General features: G+C 72.1%; 22 protein-coding genes. 6 read left to right on the forward strand and 16 right to left on the reverse strand.

Annotated elements, in window-relative coordinates:
- Positions 1–59: 59 nt before the first annotated feature.
- Both ABZ794_RS07635 and ABZ794_RS07640 read right to left on the reverse strand, forming a co-directional pair.
- On the reverse strand, positions 60–593 hold the full coding sequence (locus ABZ794_RS07635; RefSeq protein ID WP_357514761.1) for a hypothetical protein: 534 nt from the start codon (positions 591–593) through the stop codon (positions 60–62).
- 45 nt (positions 594–638) lie between these two features.
- Positions 639–1,787 (reverse strand): hypothetical protein, encoded by a 1,149-nt coding sequence (locus ABZ794_RS07640; protein ID WP_210785943.1) that lies wholly within the window; start codon positions 1,785–1,787, stop codon positions 639–641.
- 134 nt (positions 1,788–1,921) lie between these two features.
- Here ABZ794_RS07640 and ABZ794_RS07645 point away from each other — a divergent pair, with 134 nt between their 5' ends.
- Positions 1,922–3,499, forward strand: coding sequence for a gluconokinase (locus ABZ794_RS07645; protein ID WP_357514764.1), 1,578 nt, complete (start codon positions 1,922–1,924; stop codon positions 3,497–3,499).
- A gap of 22 nt (positions 3,500–3,521) precedes the next feature.
- Here the strand turns inward: ABZ794_RS07645 and ABZ794_RS07650 are convergent, their stop codons facing one another.
- Positions 3,522–3,806 (reverse strand): antibiotic biosynthesis monooxygenase, encoded by a 285-nt coding sequence (locus tag ABZ794_RS07650; RefSeq protein WP_091393855.1) that lies wholly within the window; start codon positions 3,804–3,806, stop codon positions 3,522–3,524.
- A 311-nt stretch (positions 3,807–4,117) separates the two neighbouring features.
- On the opposite strand from ABZ794_RS07650, the gene ABZ794_RS07655 reads away from it, so the two are divergent.
- On the forward strand, positions 4,118–5,392 hold the full coding sequence (locus ABZ794_RS07655; protein ID WP_357514766.1) for a serine hydrolase: 1,275 nt from the start codon (positions 4,118–4,120) through the stop codon (positions 5,390–5,392).
- Positions 5,393–5,399: 7 nt separating this feature from the next.
- Here the strand turns inward: ABZ794_RS07655 and ABZ794_RS07660 are convergent, their stop codons facing one another.
- From ABZ794_RS07660 to ABZ794_RS07695, 8 genes are all read right to left on the reverse strand, one after another.
- A complete protein-coding gene (locus ABZ794_RS07660; protein ID WP_357514768.1) occupies positions 5,400–6,173 on the reverse strand; it encodes a hypothetical protein in 774 nt (257 codons plus the stop codon).
- Between the two features lie 53 nt (positions 6,174–6,226).
- Entirely contained in the window at positions 6,227–6,985 is a 759-nt protein-coding gene (locus ABZ794_RS07665; protein WP_210785939.1) for a MerR family transcriptional regulator, read from the reverse strand.
- A gap of 50 nt (positions 6,986–7,035) precedes the next feature.
- Complete coding sequence (locus ABZ794_RS07670; protein ID WP_210785938.1) at positions 7,036–9,291, reverse strand: EAL domain-containing protein; 2,256 nt, start codon at positions 9,289–9,291, stop codon at positions 7,036–7,038.
- A 315-nt stretch (positions 9,292–9,606) separates the two neighbouring features.
- Positions 9,607–9,840 (reverse strand): zinc-ribbon domain-containing protein, encoded by a 234-nt coding sequence (locus tag ABZ794_RS07675; RefSeq protein WP_196921253.1) that lies wholly within the window; start codon positions 9,838–9,840, stop codon positions 9,607–9,609.
- A gap of 162 nt (positions 9,841–10,002) precedes the next feature.
- Positions 10,003–10,872 carry an SRPBCC family protein gene (locus tag ABZ794_RS07680; protein WP_210785937.1) on the reverse strand — a complete coding sequence of 290 codons (870 nt, stop codon included), beginning with the start codon at positions 10,870–10,872 and terminating at the stop codon, positions 10,003–10,005.
- A complete protein-coding gene (locus ABZ794_RS07685) occupies positions 10,865–11,422 on the reverse strand; it encodes a helix-turn-helix domain-containing protein (RefSeq protein ID WP_030490876.1) in 558 nt (185 codons plus the stop codon). Before ABZ794_RS07685 ends, ABZ794_RS07680 begins: the two co-directional genes overlap by 8 nt.
- Positions 11,423–11,523: 101 nt before the next feature.
- On the reverse strand, positions 11,524–12,867 hold the full coding sequence (locus ABZ794_RS07690) for a class I SAM-dependent methyltransferase (protein WP_210785936.1): 1,344 nt from the start codon (positions 12,865–12,867) through the stop codon (positions 11,524–11,526).
- Positions 12,864–14,261, reverse strand: coding sequence for an FAD-binding oxidoreductase (locus tag ABZ794_RS07695; RefSeq protein ID WP_357514771.1), 1,398 nt, complete (start codon positions 14,259–14,261; stop codon positions 12,864–12,866). The genes ABZ794_RS07690 and ABZ794_RS07695 overlap by 4 nt, the downstream gene beginning before the upstream one ends.
- Before the next feature lie 93 nt (positions 14,262–14,354).
- Here ABZ794_RS07695 and ABZ794_RS07700 point away from each other — a divergent pair, with 93 nt between their 5' ends.
- From ABZ794_RS07700 to ABZ794_RS07710, 3 genes are read left to right on the forward strand one after another with little or no spacing between them, the layout of a single operon-like run.
- Positions 14,355–14,825: a YbaK/EbsC family protein gene (locus ABZ794_RS07700; protein WP_210785934.1), complete on the forward strand. Its 471-nt coding sequence runs from the start codon at positions 14,355–14,357 to the stop codon at positions 14,823–14,825.
- A gap of 37 nt (positions 14,826–14,862) precedes the next feature.
- A complete protein-coding gene (locus ABZ794_RS07705) occupies positions 14,863–15,147 on the forward strand; it encodes a DUF427 domain-containing protein (RefSeq protein ID WP_112582349.1) in 285 nt (94 codons plus the stop codon).
- Positions 15,148–15,194: 47 nt separating this feature from the next.
- Entirely contained in the window at positions 15,195–15,908 is a 714-nt protein-coding gene (locus tag ABZ794_RS07710; protein WP_238691116.1) for an RICIN domain-containing protein, read from the forward strand.
- A gap of 13 nt (positions 15,909–15,921) precedes the next feature.
- On the opposite strand, the gene ABZ794_RS07715 is transcribed toward ABZ794_RS07710, so the two are convergent.
- Entirely contained in the window at positions 15,922–17,226 is a 1,305-nt protein-coding gene (locus ABZ794_RS07715) for an MFS transporter (RefSeq protein ID WP_357514773.1), read from the reverse strand.
- 53 nt (positions 17,227–17,279) lie between these two features.
- Between ABZ794_RS07715 and ABZ794_RS07720 the strand changes: the two genes are divergently transcribed.
- Complete coding sequence (locus ABZ794_RS07720) at positions 17,280–18,287, forward strand: helix-turn-helix domain-containing protein (RefSeq protein WP_357514775.1); 1,008 nt, start codon at positions 17,280–17,282, stop codon at positions 18,285–18,287.
- A gap of 153 nt (positions 18,288–18,440) precedes the next feature.
- On the opposite strand, the gene ABZ794_RS07725 is transcribed toward ABZ794_RS07720, so the two are convergent.
- The 4 genes from ABZ794_RS07725 to ABZ794_RS07740 are packed head-to-tail and all read right to left on the reverse strand — an operon-like array spanning position 18,441 to position 23,483.
- Positions 18,441–18,905: a hypothetical protein gene (locus ABZ794_RS07725; RefSeq protein WP_238691114.1), complete on the reverse strand. Its 465-nt coding sequence runs from the start codon at positions 18,903–18,905 to the stop codon at positions 18,441–18,443.
- A 28-nt stretch (positions 18,906–18,933) separates the two neighbouring features.
- Positions 18,934–20,886: a VWA domain-containing protein gene (locus ABZ794_RS07730; protein ID WP_357514777.1), complete on the reverse strand. Its 1,953-nt coding sequence runs from the start codon at positions 20,884–20,886 to the stop codon at positions 18,934–18,936.
- A 2-nt stretch (positions 20,887–20,888) separates the two neighbouring features.
- Positions 20,889–22,349: a sigma 54-interacting transcriptional regulator gene (locus tag ABZ794_RS07735; RefSeq protein ID WP_210784530.1), complete on the reverse strand. Its 1,461-nt coding sequence runs from the start codon at positions 22,347–22,349 to the stop codon at positions 20,889–20,891.
- Between the two features lie 57 nt (positions 22,350–22,406).
- On the reverse strand, positions 22,407–23,483 hold the full coding sequence (locus ABZ794_RS07740) for a hypothetical protein (protein WP_357514780.1): 1,077 nt from the start codon (positions 23,481–23,483) through the stop codon (positions 22,407–22,409).
- Between the last annotated feature and the right edge of the window lie 31 nt (positions 23,484–23,514).

The following is a 23,514-nucleotide window of genomic DNA, read 5'->3' on the forward strand; positions in this document are numbered from 1 at the left end:
GGGAACGCGACCAGGATCGATGTGTCCCCTTGTGCCCGGAAGGAGAGAGTTGCAGCAGATCAGCCGGCTCGCCGCCGGTACGGCTGCGGGCCGTGGGTCGGGAACCGCGACTGGGTACGCGGTGGGTACGCCTCGCAGTGCTCGGCCCAGTGTTCGGCGGCGGTGGCGAGGGCGTCCGCGGAGACGGTGAGGATCAGCGGGTAGATCGCTGTGGACGGGCGGCGCATCCACGGTGGTAGTGACTCGGCGGAGAACTCCACGATCAGCTCCAGCCGGCGGCGGCGCAGCACCCGGCTACGCAGGGCCAGGTTGGGTTCGGTGAAGCTGACCATCGCCGGTGGCGCGCTCAGCCCGAGGGCGGCGGTGGCCTGCCCGTGCAGCCAGCCGCCGAGCGCGCGGGCCTCCTCGACCATGAGGCTCGGGTAGTGGTGCGACCAGGTCTGGCCGTCGGCGGTGCGGGCGTCCACCTCGATGAGCAGCCAGTCGTGCCAGCCGGGCGTGGCCCCGTCGGGGTCGTCGGGCGGGTCGATGCCGGGCTGGTAGCCGACGGGGCGTACCCGCACCCGAGCGCCATCGTCAGACCGGATCTCCACTCGATCATTCTGACCGAGCGAAGCGGACTTTAGCCCCCGAATCGGTCACTTTGTGATGGTTCGCCGTACGCCCTGGTGCTCGGCGCAGGCGTTGGACCGGCCCCCGGCCAGGCTCACCGAACCGTCGCGGCACTGCACGAGGTAACCGCGTCCGGCCCAGAACTGCGGTACGCAGTCGAACCAGTCGCACACCTCGGCGGCCGGCTTGCGGATCCGCGTTCCGCCACAGAAGCCGTACCCCAGTGGGTTCTCCGGTGCCCCGCAGCGCGGGCCCTGGGTGGCGCTGGTCGACGGGCGTGGTGACTTCGTCGGCTTCGGCGGCGGGGTCTTCAGCGCGAGCGCCGGGCCGGCCGGGCGGATCAGCGCCGGTGCCACACTGGTGGGGGCCGGGGTGGCGGCGGAGGCGACCTCCGCGCCACGGGTCGGGTCGGACGGGTCCGACTCGATCAGCGCCGCCGGCACCAGCAGCGCGATGGCCGCCGCCACCGCGATGGTCCTGCGGCCACCCGGTACCCGCGCGGAGAACCGGGCCTGCGCCGGGGTGTTCACGGCCGGCCGGAACGGCTTGAGCTGGGCGTGTTCGGCGATCAGCTCGTCGACTTGGGCGATCACCGCGGCGCGCTGTTCGATCGCGTCGGCGAAGGCCAGGGTGAGCTTGAACCGGAAGTCCGGCGCGGCGTCGGTGGGCAGCAACAACCCGGAGGTACCCCGCCGGTCCAGCACCTGGATCACTGTGACCGGGGCCGCCGGGTCGTGGGCCAGGCCGGTTATCCGGCCGTACGCCCAGTCGCGCCGGCCCCGCCCGCCGAGCAGCACGAGTCGACGGCTGGTGATCACGGCCATACCGGCGTCGGTGACGCGTACGCCGTCCGGGCGGCGCGGGCGCAGCGGCCCGGTTCGCGGAGCGACGGTGAGGTCCGGCGCCGGCAGCACTGTGGTGTGCCGTACCTCGACCAGTTGCGCGGCGGGTAGCGCCCAGAGCACCACCTCGTCGGCGGCCAACTCCAACGCCAGCCCGGCGCCGGCGGCTGCCGAGCCCCGGAAGTCGGCGGCCAGGGCGCGCAGCCGCCGCAACTCGTCGTCGCGTCGCTGCCACGCCGCCTCAGCGCCGCGGTACGTGCTGACCCGCCGCACGTTCTGCCGGTGCGCCCACCGGTACCGCCAGGTGGAACCCGTCGAATCAGTCTTCGCCACGCCGACTCCTTCGCCGCGCTGGCCACCAATCTGGGGGTGTCACGAGGTTTAACAGGTCCGGCGCGGCGCCCGGACACGCCGAAACGGGCGAACTACCCGATCGGCGGAGCAACCCACACGATAGGGGGATACTGGTGCCGACGTTCATGTTCTCCGAGGGGGTGACGGTCGTGCCGCACGTCACGCTGCCCGGGGTCGTGATCGGGGTCGACATCGGCACCACCAGCACGAAGGCGGTCGCGTACGACACCGACGGACGGCAGCTCGGCAGTCACCTGGTCGGCTACCCGCTGAACAACCCGCAACCCGGCTACGCCGAGCAGGATCCGCAGCTCATCCTCGAAGCGGTGCTCAAGTCGATCAGCATGGTCGTGGCCGAGCTGGTCCAGCCGGTGGCCGGGCTGTCGTTCGGCTCCGCAATGCACAGCCTGATCGGGTTGGACCGGGACGGCAATCCGCTCACCCCGTCGGTGACGTGGGCCGACTCGCGGTCCACCCGGCAGGCCGAGCGGTTGCGGGCGGTGCCGTCGGGGCTGGCCCTGCACCGGCGTACCGGCACGCCGATGCACCCGATGTCGCCGCTACCCAAGCTGCTGTGGTTCGCCGAGCAGGAGCCGAAACTCTTCGAGCGGGTGTCGCACTGGGTGAGCATCAAGGACTGGGTGCTGCTGCGGCTCTGCGGCGCACTGGTCACCGACCACTCGATCGCCTCGGCCACCGGCCTGCTCGACATCCACGAGCTGAAGTGGGACCGGGAGGCGCTGACCATCGCCGGCATCACCCAGGAACAGCTCCCGCAGCTCGTCGCCACCACCGCCGTGCTGCCCAACCTGACCCCGCAGGTCGCTGCCGAGACCGGCCTGCCGGAGCGCACCCCGGTGGTGGTCGGCGCGGGCGACGGACCGCTGGCGAACCTGGGCCTGGGCGCGGTGCACCCCGGCATGGTGGCCTGCTCGATCGGCACCAGCGGCGCGATGCGGGTGATGGTCGAGCGGCCCGGCGTGGACCCGCTCGGTGGGGTGTTCTGCTACGCGCTGACCGAGCATCGCTGGGCAGTCGGTGGCGCGATCAACAACGGCGGCATCGTGCTCAAGTGGGCCGGCGCGGCGCTCGCCCCGGACCTGGGCGAGCACTCCGAGGAGGACCTGGTCGCCCTGGCGGCCCGCGCGCCTGTCGGTTCGGGTGGGCTCATCATGCTGCCGTACCTGCACAGCGAACGGGCACCGCACTGGAGCGCCCTGCCGCGCGGCGCGTACGTGGGATTGACCCACGCACACCGCCGTGAGCACCTGGTGCGGGCCGCGTTGGAGGGCGTCTGCCAACAGTTGGCGCTGGTGCTCAGCTCGGTGCGCGCGGCCGGCAACGAGGTCCGCGAGGTCCGGGCCGGTGGCGGCTTCGCCCGCAGCGGGCTGTGGCGGCAGATGCTCGCCGACGTGCTCGGCCTGCCGGTGAGTTTCCCGGCCGCGCACGAGGGGTCGAGCTTCGGGGCGGCGCTGCTCGGCATGGAGGCGCTGGGGCTGATCCCCAGCATCGACGTCGCCGCCGATCTGGTGCGGATCGAGGAGACGGTCCGCCCCGACCCGGCCGCCTCCGCCACCTACGCGGCGCTGCTGCCGCTCTTCGCCGAGCTGTACGAGGCCCTCACGCCCACCTTCGCCTCGATCCGCCGGATGGCGCCCGGCCTGCCCACCGGCCCCGAACCACAGGCGTGAGCGGTGCTGGCTCGCCGCCGGGTCAGGGCGCTTCGACGCCGGCGATCAGGTAGCGCTGCACGTCGGCGTCGAGGATGGCAACCTCCTGCGCGTCGTCCGGCCCGGAGCCACGGAACGCTGCCAACTGCTCCGGTGACTCCCAGCGTTCGTAGACGTGGATCCGGCCGGGCTCCAACGGGTCGGCCGCCAGCAGGAAGTCGAGGCAGCCGGCGGTGGCGCGCGCCCGCGCGATGACCTGCTCGCAGTCGGACAGGTACGCCTCGCGGGTGGCCGGTTCGACCTGCAGACTGCCGGCGATGATCAGCAAGGGGTCCTCCGGGCTAGTGGCTGACCTTTGCTCTGCACCCGCCCGCGCGCCACGCACGGTCCGTAACTGGCGCATGGGCGGGTGCAGAGCAAAGCGTGAATACCTGTGCGTCACAGTTATACCTGTGGGTCGTCGCGCTCGGGGGGACATTGCCGCCCGGACGGGTGACGCCGGTCCCGTCGGTCTCACCAGCCTCCAACGCTTCATATCGTGCAAACGTGAGAAAAAGCGACAAGAGGCGCTCATCTTCCCTGCTGGGGAACTCTGCCCGCGTACCCCTGAAGGCGCTGACGACGGCGGTCGCGCTCGCGGTGCTCGCGACGACCGGGCCGGCCACCGCGGACGGCCCGGGCCGTGCGCCCGTCGCGGACCCGGCGCAGACGACCGAGCCGGGGTACGGAGTTGAGCCCGGCGACGGTCTGAGCCACGAGCCCGGGGTGGACCCGACGCCGGAGCGCCCGCCGACCAGCGAGGTGTCCTGGCTGTCGTTTCCCGGCGGGGTGTTCGCTGTGGACTCGCTCGGGCGCACAGTGCGCTACCGCGCCTGCGACGGCGACACCGGCCGGGTCGCCGATCCGACCATGCGGGTCGCCGCCGGGGTGGCCAGCGGGGCGGCCGTGGTCGGAGGGACGGCCTACCGCTACCGGGTGCCGCTGGTCGGGCGCAGCGAGGGCACGTTGGAGGTGATCCAGCGGAACCGACCGCCGACGACGCTGACCGGCGTGGTGGTCACCAGCCCGCAGCCGCCCACCGACCCGGTCGCCGGGGCCCGGCTGTTCCCGCTCAGCGGGCAGCTCGCCCGGGTGGTCGCCGACGCGAGCCTCAACCCGGCCGGGGTCACCGTCCGCGACCTGTCCGGCCGCTACGGCGACCAGCAGATCGCCGTCAACGGATCGCTGCGCCCCAAGGCGGCCAGCGTCATCAAGCTGTGGATCCTCGTCGAGCTGCTGCGTCGGGTCGACTGTGGACAGGTCCTCCTCGACGACGGGGTGCTGGTGACCCCCCAGGACGTGGTCGGCGGCACCGGTCAGTTGCAGTTCGAGACGTTCCCGCAGGTGGTCACAGTGCGCCGGCTCGCCCAGTACCTGATCAAATACAGCGACAACGTGGCAGCGAACGTGCTGATCACCTACCTGGGTGGGTTCGCCCCGGTCAACGCGCTGATCGACTCGATGAACCAACGCTCCACCATCCTGGCCCGCCGGATGCTCGACAGCGCGGCGGCGCAACGCGGCGAGGAGAACTACACCAGCCCGGACGACGTGGTGTCACTGCTCGGCGCGGTCTGGGACGGCGAGATCCTCACCCCCGCCTCCCGCGACCTGATGATCGGCTTCATGCGGGAGCAGACCCTGAACACGAAGATCCCGGCGGCGTTGCCACCGGGCGTGCCGGTGGCCCACAAGACCGGTGACCTGCCGGACGCCTCGCACGACGTCGGCTACTACCTGATCCCCGGCACCGAGACCGCCGTCGCGTTCCTCACCGCCGGACCCATGGCCACCGGCGACGAGACGGTCCGGCGGATGGCCCGCACCGTCTACGACTTCCTGGTCACCCCGGTCGACGGGGCGGTCGAGGAGTGAGCCGACCTCAGGCGCCGGGAATGTTCGCCGGCGGGTCCTCCCCCACCAGATCGGCCGCCGGCGGGTCCGCCGACACCGGCAGCCCGAAGTCCGAGTACGTCAGGTCGAGCTGGGCGGTCTGCGACTGCTCGCTGGCCAACTCGATGCGGTAGCGGACCAGCCGGCCCTGCTCGTCCACCGCAGCGGTGAACGGCACTGCAGCGGCCCGGTCGCCGAGCACGTTGCCGACGCCGCTGCCCAGCACCGCGCCGCTCTGGCGCAGGTCCAGCGTGCCCGCGTACTCCCGCTCGGCGGTCAGCCGGACCCCCTCCGGCGCGCCCAGCGTGCTGGCCAGTCGGGTGTTGTCCAAGCCCTGCTTAGCCGCCGGGGCGCCCGGGGCGCCGACGTGCCACCAGGTCTTGCCGTCCCAGACCGGGACGCGGCGGTCCGGGGCGGTGACCCGCACGTACACGTCCGGTCCGGTGGTCAACCGTTCGATCTTCACCACACCGGAGGGCACCTTCAGCGAGGTGGTCTCCAGACCACGCTTCGCCTTCGGGTCCCAGAGCAGCACAGTGGCGTCCCCGTCCGCGCCGCCGGTGCCGACTGTCAGCTTGTACGGCTGCTCGTCGGCCTTCGCGGCGGCGGCCTTCAGCACACCGACCGGGTCGGCCGGGCCCGCCGACGCCGCCGGGCGACCCGCGTCCGGGTCGTCGTCGCCGGCGGCGACAAGCGCCCACGCCCCGGCGCCGACCGCCACCACGAGCACGGCGCCAGCGGCGATCAGCTTCGGTTTCTGCACTTTCATCTCCCCCGGGCGGTGCGGTCCGGCCAGACTAGCCGGACCGCACCTCGTCACGCCCGGCTGATCGCGTTGGCGTGGATCGCCTCGTGCAGATAGGCGGCCAGCCCCGACGCGATGTTCTCGTAGTACGCGGTGAACCGCTCGTCGGCCAGGTACATGTCGGCCAACCCGGTCTGCATCTCGTACGAGCACTCGTAGAACCAGCGGCCGATGAGTTGCCGGTGCTCCTCGGCCAGCTCCATCGCCTCCGGGCTGTCCGCCGGCGCGCCCGAGGCCATCAGCGCGACGATCCGCCGGCCCCAGTCCTCGTTCTCCGCCTTGTTGCGCAGCCAGTCTTCCTTGCTGTAGCGGGCGACCCGCCGGTTCGACTCCCGGTACGCGTCGGTGTCGCCCCACCGCTGCTCCGCCTCGGCCTGGTGCTCCTCCGGATCGAAGTCACCGAAGACCTCGAACCGCTCCTCCGGCGTGAGTTGAATGCCCATCTTGCTCGCCTCCATCGCGAACTCGATCGCCGCGACCATCTCCTGCAACCGCTTGAGCCGCACCGTCAGCAGCTCGTGCTGCCGGCGCAGGTGCGCGGCCGGATCGGCCGCCGGGTCGTCGATGATCGCGGTGATCTCCTCAAGCGGGAAACCAAGCTCCCGGTAGTACAGGACGAGTTGCAGCCGTTGCAGGTCCGCGTCGTCGTAGCGGCGGTAACCGGCCGAGGTGCGCCCGCTGGGCGAGAGCAACCCGATCTCGTCGTAGTGGTGCAGCGTCCGCACCGTCACGCCGGCCACCTTCGCGACCTGACCCACCGTGTACGCCATGGTCCCCCTCCCTTCCGGGAACCAGGCTCCTGCCTGCCGTTACGTGAGAGTCAACTCCGATTCTGGCCCACCATGGCGGGGGCGTCCGGCCGCCCGTACAGATAGCCCTGGCCTCGTGGGCAGCCGATCGCGGTGATCGCCTCATGCTGACGCTCGGTCTCCACCCCCTCGGCGACCACCGCCAGGTCGAACGCGCCGGCCAGGCGGGTGACCATCTCCACCGTGGCGTACGCCCGGTCGTCGGTGCCCAGCCGGGCCACGAACGACCTGTCGATCTTCAGCTCGGTGGCCGGAATGCGGTGCAGGTAGCTCAGCGACGAGTAGCCGGTGCCGAAATCGTCGATGGCGATCCGGATGCCCAACTCTCGGAGTTGGTGCAGCCGCTCCAGCACCGCCTCGGTGCCCTCGATCAGCGCCGACTCGGTCAACTCCAGTGTCAACGCCCGTGGTGCCAGCCCGGCGGCGCTGGTCGCCGCGGTGACCGTGGCGATCAGGTCCGGCCGACGCAGGTGCGCGGCGGCGATGTTCACGGCGACTGTCGCCTCCGGCACCCGGCCCCGCCAGGTCGCGGCGGCCCGGCACGCCTCGTGGATCACCCAGCGGTCGATCGGCAGGATCAGCCCGGTCTCCTCGGCCAGCGGCAGGAACCTCGCCGGCGGCAACATCCCCAGCCGCGGGTGCCGCCAGCGCACCAGCGCCTCGGCGCTGCGTACCGCGCCGGTGCTCAGGTCGACGATGGGTTGGAACTCCAGGTGCAGTTGGTCCTCGTCGACAGCGCGGCGCAGGTCGGCGATCAACTCGGCGCGGGAGACGGCCGACTCACGCAACGCCGCAGTGCACGTGCGGTACGCGGACTTCCCGGCCGCCTTGGCCGCGTACATGGCGATGTCGGCGTCGCGCAGCAGGTCGCTGTGGGAGGCGTGCTGCGGGCCGTACTCGGCGATACCGATGCTCGCCGACGGGTGCACCCCGACGTCCTCCTCGTCGTCGGAGGGCCGCAACGCGTCCAGCAGTCGCTCGGCGAGCAGCTCGGGTGACACCGGCCGGTCGCCGTCGACCAGCACGGCGAACTCGTCACCGCCGAGCCGGGCGATGGTGCCGTCGCCGTTCACGGCAGTGTGCATCCGGGCCGCGAGCCCGGTCAGCAGGGTGTCACCGGTGGCATGCCCGAACCGGTCGTTCACCTGCTTGAACCCGTCCAGGTCGAGCAGCAGCACCGCCACCGGCCGCCCGTCGCGCAGGGCCAGGCGCAGCCGCCGGTTGAACAACAGCCGGTTGGGCAGCCCGGTGAGCTGGTCGCCGTACGCGAGCCGGCGCAGCCGGGCCACCAGCCGGAGGTTCTCGTTGGCGGCCAGCCCCTGCCGGACGGCGAGGGCGGCCAGCAGCACCATCATGGTCACGAACACCAGCTGCGGGGTCTGCCCGGTGGGCCGGCGGGCCAGCACCACAGCGATGATCGCCCCACCCACCGGCAGGTACGGCAGCGCCACCCGCCACCAGGGCGGCAGCGGCGACTCGGCGGTGTCGTCGGTGCCGTCGCAGTCGGGTGGCGGCGGGTTGCGGGCGGCCAGGCCGATCAGCAGGTAGCTCAACGGCCAGCACAGGTCGATCGGGTGACCGGCGGTGTAGTCGGCGCGGGCGACCAGCGACACGTAGACGACGTCGGCGACGACCCGCAGGGTGAGGCTCGCCGCCAGGACGGTCATCGGCCGCCACATCGGCCGGGCCGGCCCGGAGACCGCGACCAGGATGGTGAGCTGCATCAGGTCGAACATCGGGAAGAGCAGCCCCAGCGTCCGCGCCGGATCGGCCAGCTCGGCGGCGGCGACCCCCCGGAAGACCAGCACCCACCCGATCGGCACCAGGGCCAGGGCGACGATCACCCCGTCCAGCAACGTACGGGCCCGACCGACCGCTGTCCTCGGTGCGGACGGCGAGCTGAGCAGCGCGGCCGTGCCGGTGAGGATGCCGGCGGTGAAGACCACCCCGACCACCGGCGTGTGCGGCAGGTCGCCGCCGACGAGCCGCTGCACCGTCCAGATGGCCCGACCGATGGCGGCGAGCGCCATGGTGAGGGCGAGCAGCGTCCAGAACCGGCGCAGCGGCGCCGGATGTCGACGGGCCACCCCGACGCACGCGAGCGTCGCCCAACCGGCGACCAGCATCGCGCCGATGTCGCTGACCAGCGCGGCGCCGGGCAACGCGGCGACCAACCAGCCCGCCTCCAGCAGGATGACCGCAGCCGCGACGAACGCGCCGGCGGGGTTGAGCGTCCCCGCAGCCTGCTTTCCGTCCTGTCGGGACACGGTCGCTCCGGCTCTTTCGTCGTGCGTGCACCCTCGGCGGCGCCGGTCCACGGCAAACCCCGAAAGCCTAACCAGCGCTCAGAAACGCCGCCAGAGCCGAACGTGCACCCCGCTGCGGCTCCGGCCTCGGGTCAGCGGCCCGCGGATCGGTTCCAGGGTGAACGGGGCAGTGCGGTGCCGGCCAGCGGACGGCGTGCGCGGCGGCGTCTGCGCCGGCCAGGGGTGCAGGGCGGGCGGGCAACGGTGTGCACGGCCACGTCGGCCGAGGACGTCGGTCGGCCGATCAGCCAGCAGAGGAAGCGTTCCATCGTCGGATCAGCCGACCGGGAGGCGCTCGGCGTCGGACTTGGAGATCTCGTACTCGGCACCGCAGAACGTGCACTGCTGCGCGTACCGGGTGCGGATCGGAACGAGGGGAATGAAGAAGAGTGTGAATTTCGTCGAGCGGCGAGTGATCACCTGCGCGGCCTGGTTGCCGCAGTGGCGGCAGACCTGCTGCACGACACCGGACCGGTCGACCTTGGTACGCAGACCAAAGATGAAGAACATCGCCCGCCAGTACCCACTCGACAGCGAAAAGTCACCAGATCCCGCCGACGAATCACCGAGACCCCAGCCCGCACACAAGATCGTGTTCGATCCAGGATGTGGTGGCCTCCGGGGCGAACGAGGCCACCACATCGGTGATCGAGCACGATCAAGGCGAAACCGTCAGTTGGCCGGCGCGGGCTCCAGGCCGGGGATCTCCTCGGAGATCCAGATCGGCTGCCAGTTCGGCACCTCGTGGAAGCGGCGCAGCTCGTACAGCCCGGCAACCGACCCGCTCCAGGCCCCGTACGGCGGGTTGGCCTCGTCGAAGCCGCTCTGCACGAAGGTCAGCGTGGTCCGGCCACCGGACTCGGCCAGCTCCCAGCTCGTCACGCCGGTCGGCCCCCAGTCGACGGACATCCGCCGACCGGGCTCCAGGTCGACGACCTTGGCCGCGTAACCGGTCTCGAAGCCGCCCATGGCGTACCTGCCGCCGACCCAGGGCTCGATGCCGATCGGGTATCCGAACCAGGCACTGGCCTGCTCGGAGTCGGTCAGCGACTCCCACACCTTGTCGGCGGGGGCGGCGATGACCAGCTCGCCCCGCAGGTCGGCGGAGGTGAAGTCGGTGCGGGGAAGCAGTGGCTTGCCCTCCACGTGGGCGGCCAGGTTGGCGATGGACAGCGCCCAGTACGTCTGGAGCACGCCCCGGATGGTGGAGCCGCTCATCGCCTCGGCGAAGTCGAAGTGGCTCTGGATCAGCGTCAGCACGGTGCTGTCGGTGCCCTCGGCGGTCAACTGGAACTCGGTGGTGGTCTCCACGCCGTCGAGCAGCCAGCCGAAGCGCAGCGTGTCGTCGTCGGCGTGCAGCAGCCGCTGGTGCGGGGCGTCGCCCTCGGGCGTGTAGCGGCCCCAGAACTCGTACCGCTGGGGCAGCTCGACCTCGGCGTGCTCGGCCAGCCAGACACGCAGCTCGGCCGGGTCGGTCAGGGCCTGGCGGACGCGCCCGACGGGCGCGGAGAGACGGGCCTGGACCTTCATCGGCTCACTCATTGTCGTTCCCTTTCGGATAGCAGGCGACGGCCAGCTTGAAGGCATCTCCTTCGCTGCCGCCGTAGCGGGTGAACAGGTCCTGAAGTGCGGTTTGCAGGTCGTGCAGGAACTGCTGGCGCTGCTCGGCCGGCACCCGGATCTCGCCGGAGACCCCGATCGAGGGCAGCTCGGGTGCCGCCCGGTCCAGGCCGGCGATGTCGGCCTGGACCTCCTCCATCAGGTCGAGCAGGTAGCCCAGGCTCAGCTCGTCGCGGGCCCGGCGCAGGCCGATCCGGCCGACGAGCCGCGGGGAGAGCCAGTAGGAGCGGGCGGCGGCCTGGTAGATGCCTTCGGTGATGCCGCGGACCTTGCGTTCGTTGACCAGCTCGACGAGGCCGGCCGCGACGAGTTGCTTGACGTGGTAGTAGACGCGCTGTGGCGTCTGGTCGAGTCGGGCCGCGACCTCGGTGCAGGTGCGCGGCTCGGCCAGTTGCCGCAGCACCTCGACGCGCTGCGGCTTGAGCAGGACTTCGGCCTGCTCGATCTGCTCCAGGTACAGGACGTCTCTCATGGCAAAATCAGTTTGTACGTACAAAACTTCTTTGTCAATCGCTTCGCGAGAAGCCGCGCCGACTTTTTTCGACGCGGCTTCAGGCGGCGGTCAGCAGGTGATCAGGGCAACCAGTCCGGCCGAAGCGGGTAGCCGCTCACGCCGTTCGGGCCGTTGTGGGTGGCCAACACCTGGTGCAACTGGATGCCGTTGCGTTCGAACGCCATCCGCGACCCGGCCATGTAGAGCCCCCACACCCGGGCGGTGCCCGCGCCCACCTCCGAGACGCAGAAGTCCCAGTGCTCGACCAGGTTGCGACACCAGGCGGCCAGCGTCAGCGCGTAGTGCTGGCGCAGGTTCTCCTCGTGGTGCACCTCGAACCCGGCGTCGTGCACCTCGCTGATCAACCGGCCCGGACCGGCCAGCTCACCGTCCGGGAAGACGTACCGGTCGATGAACGCGCCCGAGCGGTGCGGCGCCCGGTTGTCCGCGCGGGTGATGCAGTGGTTGAGCAGTCGCCCGCCCTGCCGCAGCCGACTGCGAAGCGACCCGAAGTAGGCCGGGTAGTTGCGCACGCCGATGTGCTCGGTCAACCCGATCGAGGAGATGGCGTCGAACTGCTCGGCCGGCGCGTCCCGGTAGTCGAGGTAGCGCACCTCCGCCAGCTCGGTCAACCCCTCCCGCTCGATAGCCGCCTGCGCCCACTGCGCCTGCGCCTTCGACAGGGTCACCCCGAGGGCCTTGACGCCGTACTCGCGGGCGGCGTGGCGCACCATGCCACCCCAGCCGCACCCGACATCCAGCAGCCGCATCCCTTTCTTCAGCGCCAGCTTGCCGGCGACCAGGTCGTACTTCGCCGCCTGGGCCTGCTCCAGCGTGTCGTCCGGAGACCGGAAGACCGCGCAGGTGTACGTCATCGACGGGCCGAGCACCTTCTCGTAGAAGGCGTTCGAGACGTCGTAGTGGTGCGAGATGGCGGTGCTGTCACGCACCCGCGAGTGCCGCAGCCCGTTCATCACCCGCTTCCAGCGGGGCTGCGCCTCCTGCGGCGGTGCCGGCGGCGGCATCAGCCGCTCCCAGCCCAGCCCACGGACCAGCGCCAGCCCCTCGGCCAGCGACGGTGGGCGTAACCGCAGCTCGTCCTTGAGCACCCGCAACGCCTCGTACGGGTCACCCGGGTGCACGCCCTGCAACGCCAGGTCACCACTGACGTACGCCCGGGCCATGCCCAGGTCGCCGGGTGCGGTGAGCAGGTACGACAGCCCACGCTCGGAATGGATCGCCAGGGTGATGCCGGCGTCGGACGGGCCGACGGCGCTGCCGTCGTACCCGGTGATCCGCACCGGCAACGGCCCCGTGGTGACCGCGCGGATGACGTCCGCGACGGTCGGACCCGTGTGCCGGCCCCCCGCCGGCGGGGTGGCGGGGACGCTCGCCGCCCCCTGATCTCTGTCGGTCAGGCTCATGCTCGTGCTACCGCCTTTTCGTACAGTCCCGTCAGCCGGTGGTCCGGGTCGTAGCGGTCTTTCACCGCGCGCCACGTGTCGCCGCCGTAGAGGCGATCGAAGGCGTCCCGGTCGTAGTACGCGTCGGAATAGAGCGACTTGTGCCCGCCCGACTCCGACACCCTGCGTTCGATCGTGCGGTTGACGTCGCCGTCGGCGCCGCCCGGCGCGATCGGCACGCTCCCCCAGAACCCGATGTTGACGTAGTCCTGCCCGGGCCGCAGCGGATACAGCGGCCAGGACCGCGCCGATCCGGGCCCCGCCGGCTCACGCAGTCGCAACGGACACAGCCACACCGGGTTCATCCCCACCGCGCCGGCGAACCAGCGCAGGAAGTCGGCAGTACGGTCCAGCGGGATCTCCACGTCCTGCACGACCCGCTCCCGGGCCGGTTGCCCGCGCAGCCGGTCGATCCGGGCCGCCACCTGGTGGCGGTGCTCCAGCCGGACCAGTCGGTGGTAGAAGTCGCTGCGCCGGTAACGCGCAGGCCAGAGCCTGCGCACGACCGGGTGCTGCGCGCCGAACGCCGACGAGCACCAGAACCAGTCGGTGTCCCAGCGCCACAGATAGTCGTACGCGGTGAGCACGTCGCGGGTGCGCTGGCGCAGCGACCGGTAGTAGATGGCCTGACCGGTGTAGTCGCTGGGCGGGTCGGCCGCATCGGTGAACGTGGCGAAGACCAGGTACGCCTCGCCGGGGCTGAACATCACCCCGTCCATCGCGTCCACCGGTTCGCCGGCCCAGGATCGGGTGGCGGTCACCTCCGCTATCGCGTCGGTCAGCGCCTCCAGTTGGGTGAACCGGACGTTGCGCAACGCCACGTACCGGCCGACCGGTTGCAGCTCGATGCGCAGCCGGGTGGCGTACCCGAGGCTGCCCAGCGAGTTGGGGAACGCGGTGAACAGGTCGGCGTGCTCGCCGTCTGGTCGGGCGGTGATGATCTCGCCGGAGCCGGTGAGCACGTCCAACTCCTGGACGGACTCGTGCGGCAGGCCGTTGCGGAACGAGGTCGACTCGATCCCGAGGCCGGTCACCGCGCCGCCCAGCGTGATGGTGCGCAACTGCGGCACCACGAGCGGCATCAGCCCGTGCGGCAGCGTCGCGTCGACCAGGTCCTCATAGGTGCACATGCCCTGCACGTCGGCGGTACGGCCGGCCGGGTCGACCGACAGCACGCCGTTCAGGCCACTCACGTCGAGCCCCGGAGTCCGGGGAGCGGACCGGGGACGGAACAGGTTGGAGGTGCGTTTGGCCAGCCGGACAGGCTCGCCAGTGGGCACCGCGGCGTACGACCGCCGCAGCGTGTCCACCGCTTGATCATGGTCAATCGGTTGATCCACACGCTCAGCGCGCATGTGATCACCTTACGCTCGCCGTTTGGAAACCGTGGGATGTCGGCGGTGGCAGTTTCCCGTCCGGTGGCAGGCCTGACGGCTACCGTGGCGGGCATGCCATCGCCAGCGATCACCGCCCTGGACGCCGCCCAATTGCCGTATCGGCTGGTCAGCCACGGTGCGGTAGGCAGTCTCGCGGAGGCCGCCGCGGCCCGGGGCGTGGCCGTTCCCGACGTGGTCAAGACGATAGTGGTCCGGCGTGGTGAAGACGATCACCTGTTCGTGCTCACCCCCGGCGACCGGGTCATCTCCTGGCCCAAGCTGCGCGCCCTGCTCGGGGTGCACCGGCTCTCCATGCCGGACGCGGCGGGCGCCCTGGCCGCCACCGGTTACGAACGCGGCACCATCACCCCGTTCGGCGCGAGCAGGGCCTGGCCGGTGGTCGCCGACGAGCGACTGCGCGGCCGGGAGATCACCCTGGGCGCCGGTGAGCGCGGTCTCGCCGTCGCGATCGACGCCGACGCCGCGATCGCCGCCCTCGACGCCACAGTGGCCGACGTCACCGACCCGCAGCCCACCCGCTGAGCGCTGCCAGGGCGGCGGCGCGGCCTACTGTTGGGACATGCCGAAAGCCGTGTGGAACGACCTGGTCGTCGCCGAGAGCGACGACACCGTGCTGGTGGAGGGCAACCACTACTTCCCCCGCTCCGCCCTGCGCGACGACCTGATTCGCGAGTCCGCGACGCACACCGTCTGCCCGTGGAAGGGCACCGCCTCCTACTACTCCCTCGAACACGAGGGCAGCACCAGCAAGGACGCGGTCTGGTATTACCCGGAGCCCAAACCCGACGCCGAGATGGTGCGTGACCGGGTGGCGTTCTGGAAGGACGTCCGGGTCGTCGACTGACGGCGCCGACTGGCCGCGGCCGACGGCGGTGGGTGAGGATGGCCCGTATGTCCGCGCCCGAGGAACGCCCCGACCCCGCCGGCACCGTCTACGGCGGTCACCGGGCACCGCGCTCCGGGCCGCTGGCCGACCCGTTGCTGCGGGTCGCGGCGGCCGTCGGGGCCGTCGGCGTACTCCTGGGGGTCGTCTTCGCCACCGGGCTGCTCGACGGTGACGACGAGCCGCCGGTGCCGGCGTCGGTCGGTACGCCGTCCAACGCGGCGCAGCCCAGCGAGCCGGCCGGCGAGCCGAGCCCGACCGCACCGGCCGAGCCGTCACCGACCCCGTCGGCCAGCACGCCAGCCGCCCCGCCCACCGGGCCCCGGGTGCTGCGCGCCGCCTCGGGCCTCTGCCTGGGGCTCGACGGTGACGGCAAGGAGGCCGAGGCCGAGTTGGCAGTGTGCACCGGCACCCCGGAGCAGCAGTGGGTGGTCAGCCCGGCCGGCGCGGGCGTGCTGTCGTTGACCAACGCCGCGTACGGGCAGTGCCTCGACGTCGAGGGTGGCAGCGGGGACGACGGCGCGCGGTTGCTCCAGTTCCCCTGCCACGGTGGGCCCAACCAGCAGTGGCGGTTCGGCGGGACCGGCACCAGCGCGGTGCTGCTCATCGCCGCGCACAGCAACAAGTGCGCCCAGGCAGACGACGACGCCGTCGAGGCCGGCGACGACATCCGGCAGCGACAGTGCGACGGCCGGCCGGCCCAGCAGTGGACCCTCGGCTGACCGTCCGAGCCGCTCAGCCCCGGTAGCTCCAGGCCCGCGGTGCGGTAGCGGCGACCAGCACGGCCTCCGGCACTCCTCGGCCCGGTCGGCGGCGCAGCAGCAACGACAGCCCGGCGGCGCCGATCGACAGCGCGCCCGCCACGTACCAGGCCATCGCGTAGTCGCCCAGCCGGTCCCGGACCAGCCCCGCGCCGGTCGCGGCGACCGCCGCGCCGAGCTGGTGCGCGGCGAACACCCAGCCGAACACCACAGCTCCGGCGCCACCGAAGTACTCCCGGCACAGCGCCACCGTCGGCGGCACGGTGGCCACCCAGTCCAGGCCGTAGAAGACGATGAACACCAGCATGCTCGGCTCGGCGGTGCCGGAGAACAGGCTCGGCAGCACCAGCAGGGACAACCCGCGCAGCGCGTAGTACATGCCGAGCAGCAGCCGGCTGTCCACCCGGTCGGTGAGCCAGCCGGAGGCGATGGTGCCGACGATGTCGAAGAGCCCCACCAGGGCGAGCAACCCGGCCGCTGTGGTCTGGGCCATGCCGTGGTCGTGGGCGGCCGGCACGAAGTGCGTACCGACCAGGCCGTTTGTGGTCGCCCCGCAGATCGCGAAGCCTCCGGCCAGCAGCCAGAACGGTCGGGTCCGGGCCGCGGTGGCCAGCGCGCCGAGCGCCCGGGTCGCCGCGCCGCCGGTCGCCGGCGGCGCCGCGACGACCTCGGTCGCCCCGTAGGCGGGCAGGCCGAGATCCGCCGGGTGCTCGCGCAGCAGCCACACCACCAGGGGTACGACCGCCAGCGCCGCCACGGCCACCACGAGTGCGGCGCTACGCCAGCCGTGGTCGCGTACCAGGATGGCGATCAGTGGCAGGAACACCAGTTGTCCTGCCGCCCCGCCGGCGGTCAGCACTCCGGTGACCAGGCCCCGTCGGTGCACGAACCAACGGCCGGTGACGGTGGCCACGAACGCCAGCGCCATCGAGCCGGTGCCCAGTCCCACCAGCACACCCCAGCAGAGCAGGAGCTGCCAGCTGGCGGTCATGAAGACCGTCAACCCGCTGCCCGCGGCGACCAGCAGCAACGCCACCGAGACCACCCGGCGGATGCCGAACCGGTCCATCAGGGCTGCCGCGAACGGCGCGGTGAGCCCGTAGAGCAGCAGGTTGACCGAGACGGCCGTGGAGATCGTGGCCAGGGGCCAGCCGAACTCCTCGTGCAGCGGGTGCAGCAGCACCGACGGGGTGGCGCGGAAGCCGGCCGCGCCGACCAGCGCCACGAAGGCGACGGCGGCGACCAGCCAGGCGGGATGCAGACGGCGGTTCTTGGTCACGGGGACAAGTCTGAGCCGGGCCACCCACCTCGACGAGTGGCCGGAAAGCCATCATGCGCAATAATCGGGCCATGAGCGCTGGCCCGCACCGGATCGCCGTACTCGCCCTGCACCAGGTGGTTGGCCTGGACCTCGGCACCCCGTCCCAGGTCTTCAGCACGGCCCGGGCCGCCGACGGAACGCCCTTCTACGACGTCCGGGTGTGCACCCCGGGCCGGCGGCCGGTGCGCAGCACCGCCGGCTTCCAGGTGGTCCCCGACCATGGTCTGGAGCTGCTCGACACTGCGGAAACGGTGATCGTCCCGGGCATCCACGACGGCACCGCGTTGACAGCGGGCATCGTCGAGCCGGAGGTGACCGAGGCGCTGCGCGCGGCGTACGAGCGGGTCGCCCGGATCATGTCGATCTGCACCGGAGCGTTCGTGCTCGCCGCCGCCGGGCTCCTCGACGGGCGGCGGGCGACCACCCACTGGGCGTACGCCGAGCGGTTCCGCCGCCTGCACGCCCGGGTGGACCTCGATCCGGGCGTGCTCTTCATCGCCGACGACCGGGTGCTCACCTCGGCCGGAGTCGCCGCCGGCATCGACCTCTGCCTGCACGTCATTCGCCTCGACCACGGCAGCGAGGTGGCCAACCGGGCGGCCCGCCGCTGTGTGATGCCACCGTGGCGCGACGGCGGTCAGGCGCAGTACATCGAGCAGCCGGTGCCGAAGGCGACCGACACCAGCACGGCGGGAGCCCGGGAGTGGGCGCGGCAGCGGCTGCACGAGCCGATCGCGCTGCGCGACCTGGCCGAGCAGGCGCGGATGAGCGTGCGCACCTTCACCCGACGCTTCCGGTCGGAGACCGGCCTGAGCCCGGCCCAGTGGCTGCTGCAACAGCGCACCGACCACGCGAGACTGCTGCTGGAGACGACCGACCTCAGCGTCGACCAGATCGCCCACCGCTGCGGGTTCGGCACCACAGCCGCCCTACGCCAGCAACTCCACCAACGCATCGGCGTGGCCCCGTCCACCTACCGCCGAACCTTCCACCCCCGCCCCGAGCCGATCAAAACCTGACCCCCCCGCCCCGCCCAAGTCATCGCTCTCGTCGATCTTGCACTTTGGGTTGCCGAAAAGTAACTTAGGTCCATTTTGTCGGGACAGGAAGTGCAAGATCGACGAGGGCTGGGGCTGGGGCGAGGGCTGGGGCTGGGGCTCAGGGGGGTCGGCTTACGGGCGGAGCAGGTGTAACTGGGACTGGTGCTTCGGCAGGTGCACCCGGGTGTGCAGGTCCAGGGTGCGGGACCAGGGCAGTGGCTCGTCGACGACGAGGTCGAAGCCCTCGCGGAGGTGCGTCTCGACCGGGGTCTCCGCTGCCAGGCCGAGCTGGTCGACCAGCCCGCACAACCGGTCGCTGGTGCCGTGCAGCAGGGCGGTCAGGCCACGCAGACCACCCTGCTCGGCGGCGAGCGCGTCGAGCTGCGGGCGGTGCATGTCCTCCGCCAGCTCGTAGTAGGCGAACGGCGACCCGGCCAGCAACGCCTCGGTGGCCTGGATCATCAGCTCGTCGTTGGCGACCAGATGCGCGACGATCTGCTCGGCACTGAGCTGCCCCTCCGGAGCCGGACCGAACCCGCCTGCGTCGACCTCCGCGAACAGGGCACCGTAGGCCCGCCGCAATCCCCCGCTCTCCATCCCCCCAGTCAACCCGCCACGGCGGGAGTTAGCGGCGGGATTGGCGGGAGCGGAGGTAGTCGCTGACCACGTACTCGCCCAGGTCGTCGGTGTCCGGCGTGAACATGCGGCCCCGGCTGCGGCGGGCCACCGCGTCGACGAAGCGCCGCAGGCCCGGGTCGTCGCCGAGCATGAACAGGTTGAGCGTGGCGCCGTAGCGGCTCAACCGGTCCACCTCGCGGACCGTCGCCTCGATCGTCTCCGGAAGCGGCGGCCAGTGGAACAGCGCCTCCCCGTCGTCCGGGTCCAGGTGCGCGGTCGGCTCGCCGTCGGTGACCACCAGGACGATCGGCTCGGCGTCCGGGTGCCGGCGCAGGTGCCGGCCCGCCAACCGCAGCGCGTGCTGGAGGTTGGTGCCCTGCTCCATGTCCGGCTCCACGGCCGCCAACTCCTGCTGGGTGAGCGTCATCGCCTCCCGGCCGAAGCCCACGATCTGCAGGGCGTCCTGCGGGAAACGCGTCTCCATCAGGTGTGCCAGCGCCAGCGCCGTCTGCTTCATCGGCCCCCAACGACCCTGAGAGATCATCGAGTACGACAGGTCGACGCAGAGCACCACAGCGGCCGAGGCACGCCTCTCGGTCTCCACCACCTCGAAGTCGTCCACCGAGAGCTGCACCGGGACCGTCGGCCCGGCCCGACTGACCGCCCGGGTCAACGTCCGGACCACGTCCAACGGTTGCTCATCGCCGTACTGCCAGGGCCTGGACGCGCCGCTGACCTCGCCCGCCGCACCGGCCGAGCGCAAATCGTGCTGGCCGCGCGGCCCGGCGGTCAGCTCCGCGAAAACCTGCCGCAGGGCGGTCCCGCCGAGCCGGCGCAGCGCCTTCGGGCTCAGCGTGAGCCCCTCCGCGTCCCGGCTGACCCAACCCTGGTGGCGCAGTTCCCGCTCCAGATCGCGCAGCCGGCGAACGTCGTCGGCCGCGTCCCGGCCCAGCGTGCGCGCCACCGCGTCGACGTCCACGTCGTCGAGGGTCGCCCCCGGGTGTTCCTGGTCGAGCTGGTCCAGCAGGTCGTCCAGGTCGCCGATCTCACCCAGCGCGCCGGCCGCGTCGGCGTAGTCCAGCGGCTGGTCGCCGCGGACCCGCTCACCTCGCCCCCAGCGCAGATCGGGTCGCAGCGCCCGCAGGTTCGCGTCGAGCGCTGACAACTCCCCCGCGAGGCGGTCGCCGAGCGACTGCTGCATGAGGCCGGCCAGCTCGGCGCGCTGCCGCTCGGAGAGCGAGTTCATCAGCCGCTCACCGGCCGCCGCCCGGCGGGCCAGCACGTCGATCAACTCGTCGACGTTCTCCGGCTTCTCCGGGAAGAAGTCGCCATGTCGGCGCATGAACTCGGCGAACGCGTCGGTGGTGTCCTCCGCGCGACCGTGCCGGGCGAGCAGGTCGTTCAGGTCGCCCATCATCTCGGCGAGCCGCTGCTGGGCGGCCGGGTCGGCGGAGGCGCGCACCGCGTCGCGCAGCCCGGCGAAGCGCTGGCCGAGCACGTCGTCGCGGAGTTGGTCGAGGATCTGCTGGTACGAGCGGCGGGCGTCGTCGCTGGCCCACTGGTAGCCGGACAGCTCCTCCACGGCCCGCGCCGTCGAGCGCGGCAGATTGTCCAGCACCGCCTCGGCGAACCGCGCGGCGTCGTCGTCGCGACCCCGCAGCTCGTCCCGCTCGGCGGCGAGCGCCTGGTCGAGCAGGGCCTGGGCCCGGGTCACCGCCCCGTCCAGGTCGCCCCTGCGCAGCGCCTCCCGGCGCAGCCGCCGAGCCCGGGCGGCCAGGTCGTCCAGGCCACCCCGTCCCTGCGGGCCACGGCGCAGCAGGTCACGCAGCGCCTCCCGCAGGCTGCCGCCGGCCAGCACCTCGGCACCGACCGCGTCCACCGCCTCACGCACGTCGTACGGGGGTGCGAGCGGGTCGGGCCCGCCGTTCCACTGCCCGTAACGGAACCGGTTGCCGGCCACTGTCAGCCCCGGCCGCCGTAGACGGTGCGCCCCGAGTCGGTGACGTCCTTGCCGAGCCGGCGGGTCAGGTGCAGCCCTTCCAGCACGAACTCGACGGCGGCAGCGGCCTCCTCGGAAGTGGGCGCGTCGCCCAGGTCGAGCCGGTCCAGGACCTTCGCCAACCCGGGTACGGTGCCGACCTGGCGTAGCAGCTCGGTGGCGCTGACCAACTCGCCGGTCTCGATCGCGGCGCCGTCCTCGACCAGGGCGGTGAACCCGGACAGGTCCAGCCCGGCCAGGTGGGCCCGGAACGTCTCGGCGGTCGCGGTACGCAGCAGGTGCGCGAGGATCTCGATCTCCCGGCCCTCCTCGCCGCTCTCGAACTCGACCTTGCCGCGCAGCGTGCTGGTCACCGACACCGCGTCGCCGACGCGGGCAACGGCGGCCTCGGGGCGTCCGTCCGGGGTGTCGGAGGCGGCGAGCAGACCGGCGCGACGCAGCGCGGCACCGGCGACCGTCTCGGCGGCGGCGATGGCGAACCGGGCGGAGACACCGGAGCGCGGGTCCACCGACGGCGACTCCCGGACGGCGCGGGCGAAACGGGCCAGCACCTCCAGCACGTGCTCCGGCACCTCGGCGACCAGGTCGGCCTCCTGGCGGATCAGCGCCAGCTCCAACTCCAGGTCGACCGGGTAGTGGGTGCGGATCTCCGCGCCGAACCGGTCCTTGAGGGGGGTGATGATCCGGCCGCGGTTGGTGTAGTCCTCCGGGTTGGCGCTGGCCACCAGGAGCAGGTCCAGCGGCAGGCGCAGCTGGTAGCCGCGAACCTGGATGTCCCGCTCCTCCAGCACGTTGAGCAGCGCCACCTGGATCCGCTCGGCCAGGTCGGGCAGCTCGTTGACGGCGAAGATGCCCCGGTTGGTGCGCGGCACCAACCCGAAGTGGATGGTCTCCGGGTCACCGAGGGTACGACCCTGGGCGATGCGGATCGGGTCGACGTCGCCGATCAGGTCGCCGACGCTGGTGTCCGGGGTGGCCAACTTCTCGCCGTACCGCATCGAGCGGTGCAGCCAGCCGATCGGCAGGTCGTCACCGGCCTCGGCGACCTGGGCGCGGGACGCCGGGGTGAGCGGGTGCATCGGGTGCTCGTTGAGCACCGAGCCGGGCAGAACGGGGGTCCACTCGTCGAGCAACGCGCCCAGTGAGCGGATCAGCCGGGTCTTGCCCTGGCCGCGCTCGCCGAGCAGCACCATGTCGTGCCCGGCGAGCAGGGCCCGCTCGACCTCGGGCAGCACGCTGTCGTCGTAGCCGACGATGCCGGGGAATCGGGTCTCGCCGGAGCGCATCCGGGCGAGGAGGTTGTCGCGGAGTTCCTGCTTGACGGTGCGGTACTGGTGACCGGCCGCCCGTAGCGCGCCGAGCGTGCCGGGCAGGTCGGCCGGTGGAACCGGGATTACCGGGGTAGGCGCAGTCACCCGACCCACGCTAGCTCACATTCGCAGGGGTGCCCCGGGCATCGGGGGCACCCCTGGCCACCACCCTCAGCCCCGGTCGCAACGCCGGCAGGTGCCGCGGCGGCGCAGGTGGTACGCGTAGGTTGCAGTGCCGAGCGCCACGCCCCACACCGGCCAGAGCATCATCGGCGCCCCGGTGATGCTGAGCCCGCCGGTGAGTTCCCAGAACTTCGGGTTGCTGAGCAGCCCCAGCGAGGCCGCGGTCACGGAGATGGCGACCAGGGTGGCCGGCACCACGGCCAGCTTCACCGGCACCCGACGGCCGGCGAGGCCGAGCATCCAGCGCGGGAACCGCTCGCCCCAACGTTGCACCAGGCCGAGGGTGAGGATCGCGCCGGCGGTGGCGAAGGCGGCCAGCCCGAACCCGGCCCAGACCAGCCCGGTGTCCTGCATCTCGGTGAGGAACTTCCGGGAGATGCCGAGCGGGATGCCGGCCGCCCAGGCGAACCGGGTCAACGCGTACGTGAACGGGATGGCCGCGGCGATGCCCACTGCCCACCGGCCCCAGCGGCTGGCGGCGGCCGGGGTGGTCCACCGCTGGCCGGTGTCGGCGCGGCCGCAGCCGACGCAGGCCCCGGCGGTACGGCGCTGCCAGGCGAGCACCGCCCCGACCAGCAGCAGCCCGCCGGCCAGCGCCGCGAACCGGCCGAACAGCGCCCAGTTGAAGATGTCGGCGTAGTCGACCGGCGGCCACCCGAACGGCGCCCCGACGATCAGTATCGGCAGGTAGCCGAGGACGACCAGCACCCGGACGTCCGGCACGACCAGGACGAGCACGAACGCGACCGCCCAGCCGTAGCCGGCGAGCAGCGCCCGCAGCGGGCCTGGTGGGCGCGCCGCCGGGCGGCTCATCGCCAGGGCCGCCACCGCGGCGGTGAGGAGCACGCCGGCGAGGAGCGGGGTGGCCACCTCCACCGGCACCAGGCGGAGCAGGCTGACGTCGCCGCCCTGGGGGTCGTTCGGGCCGAACGGGTAGCCGGCGCCGGTGAGGGTGCCGATCAGGGCGAGCACGCCCCACAGGCCGAGCCAACCGGCGGCCAGTGGGGCCAGCCGGTCCGGCCAGCGGGAGTCGGTACGGGGTGGGGAAGCAGTGATCGTTGTCATGCTCTCAGCCTCGACGGTCGGCCGCCGGATT

The sequence above is a fragment of the Micromonospora sp. NPDC047187 genome (assembly GCF_040643355.1).
GTDB lineage: Bacteria > Actinomycetota > Actinomycetes > Mycobacteriales > Micromonosporaceae > Micromonospora > Micromonospora salmantinae.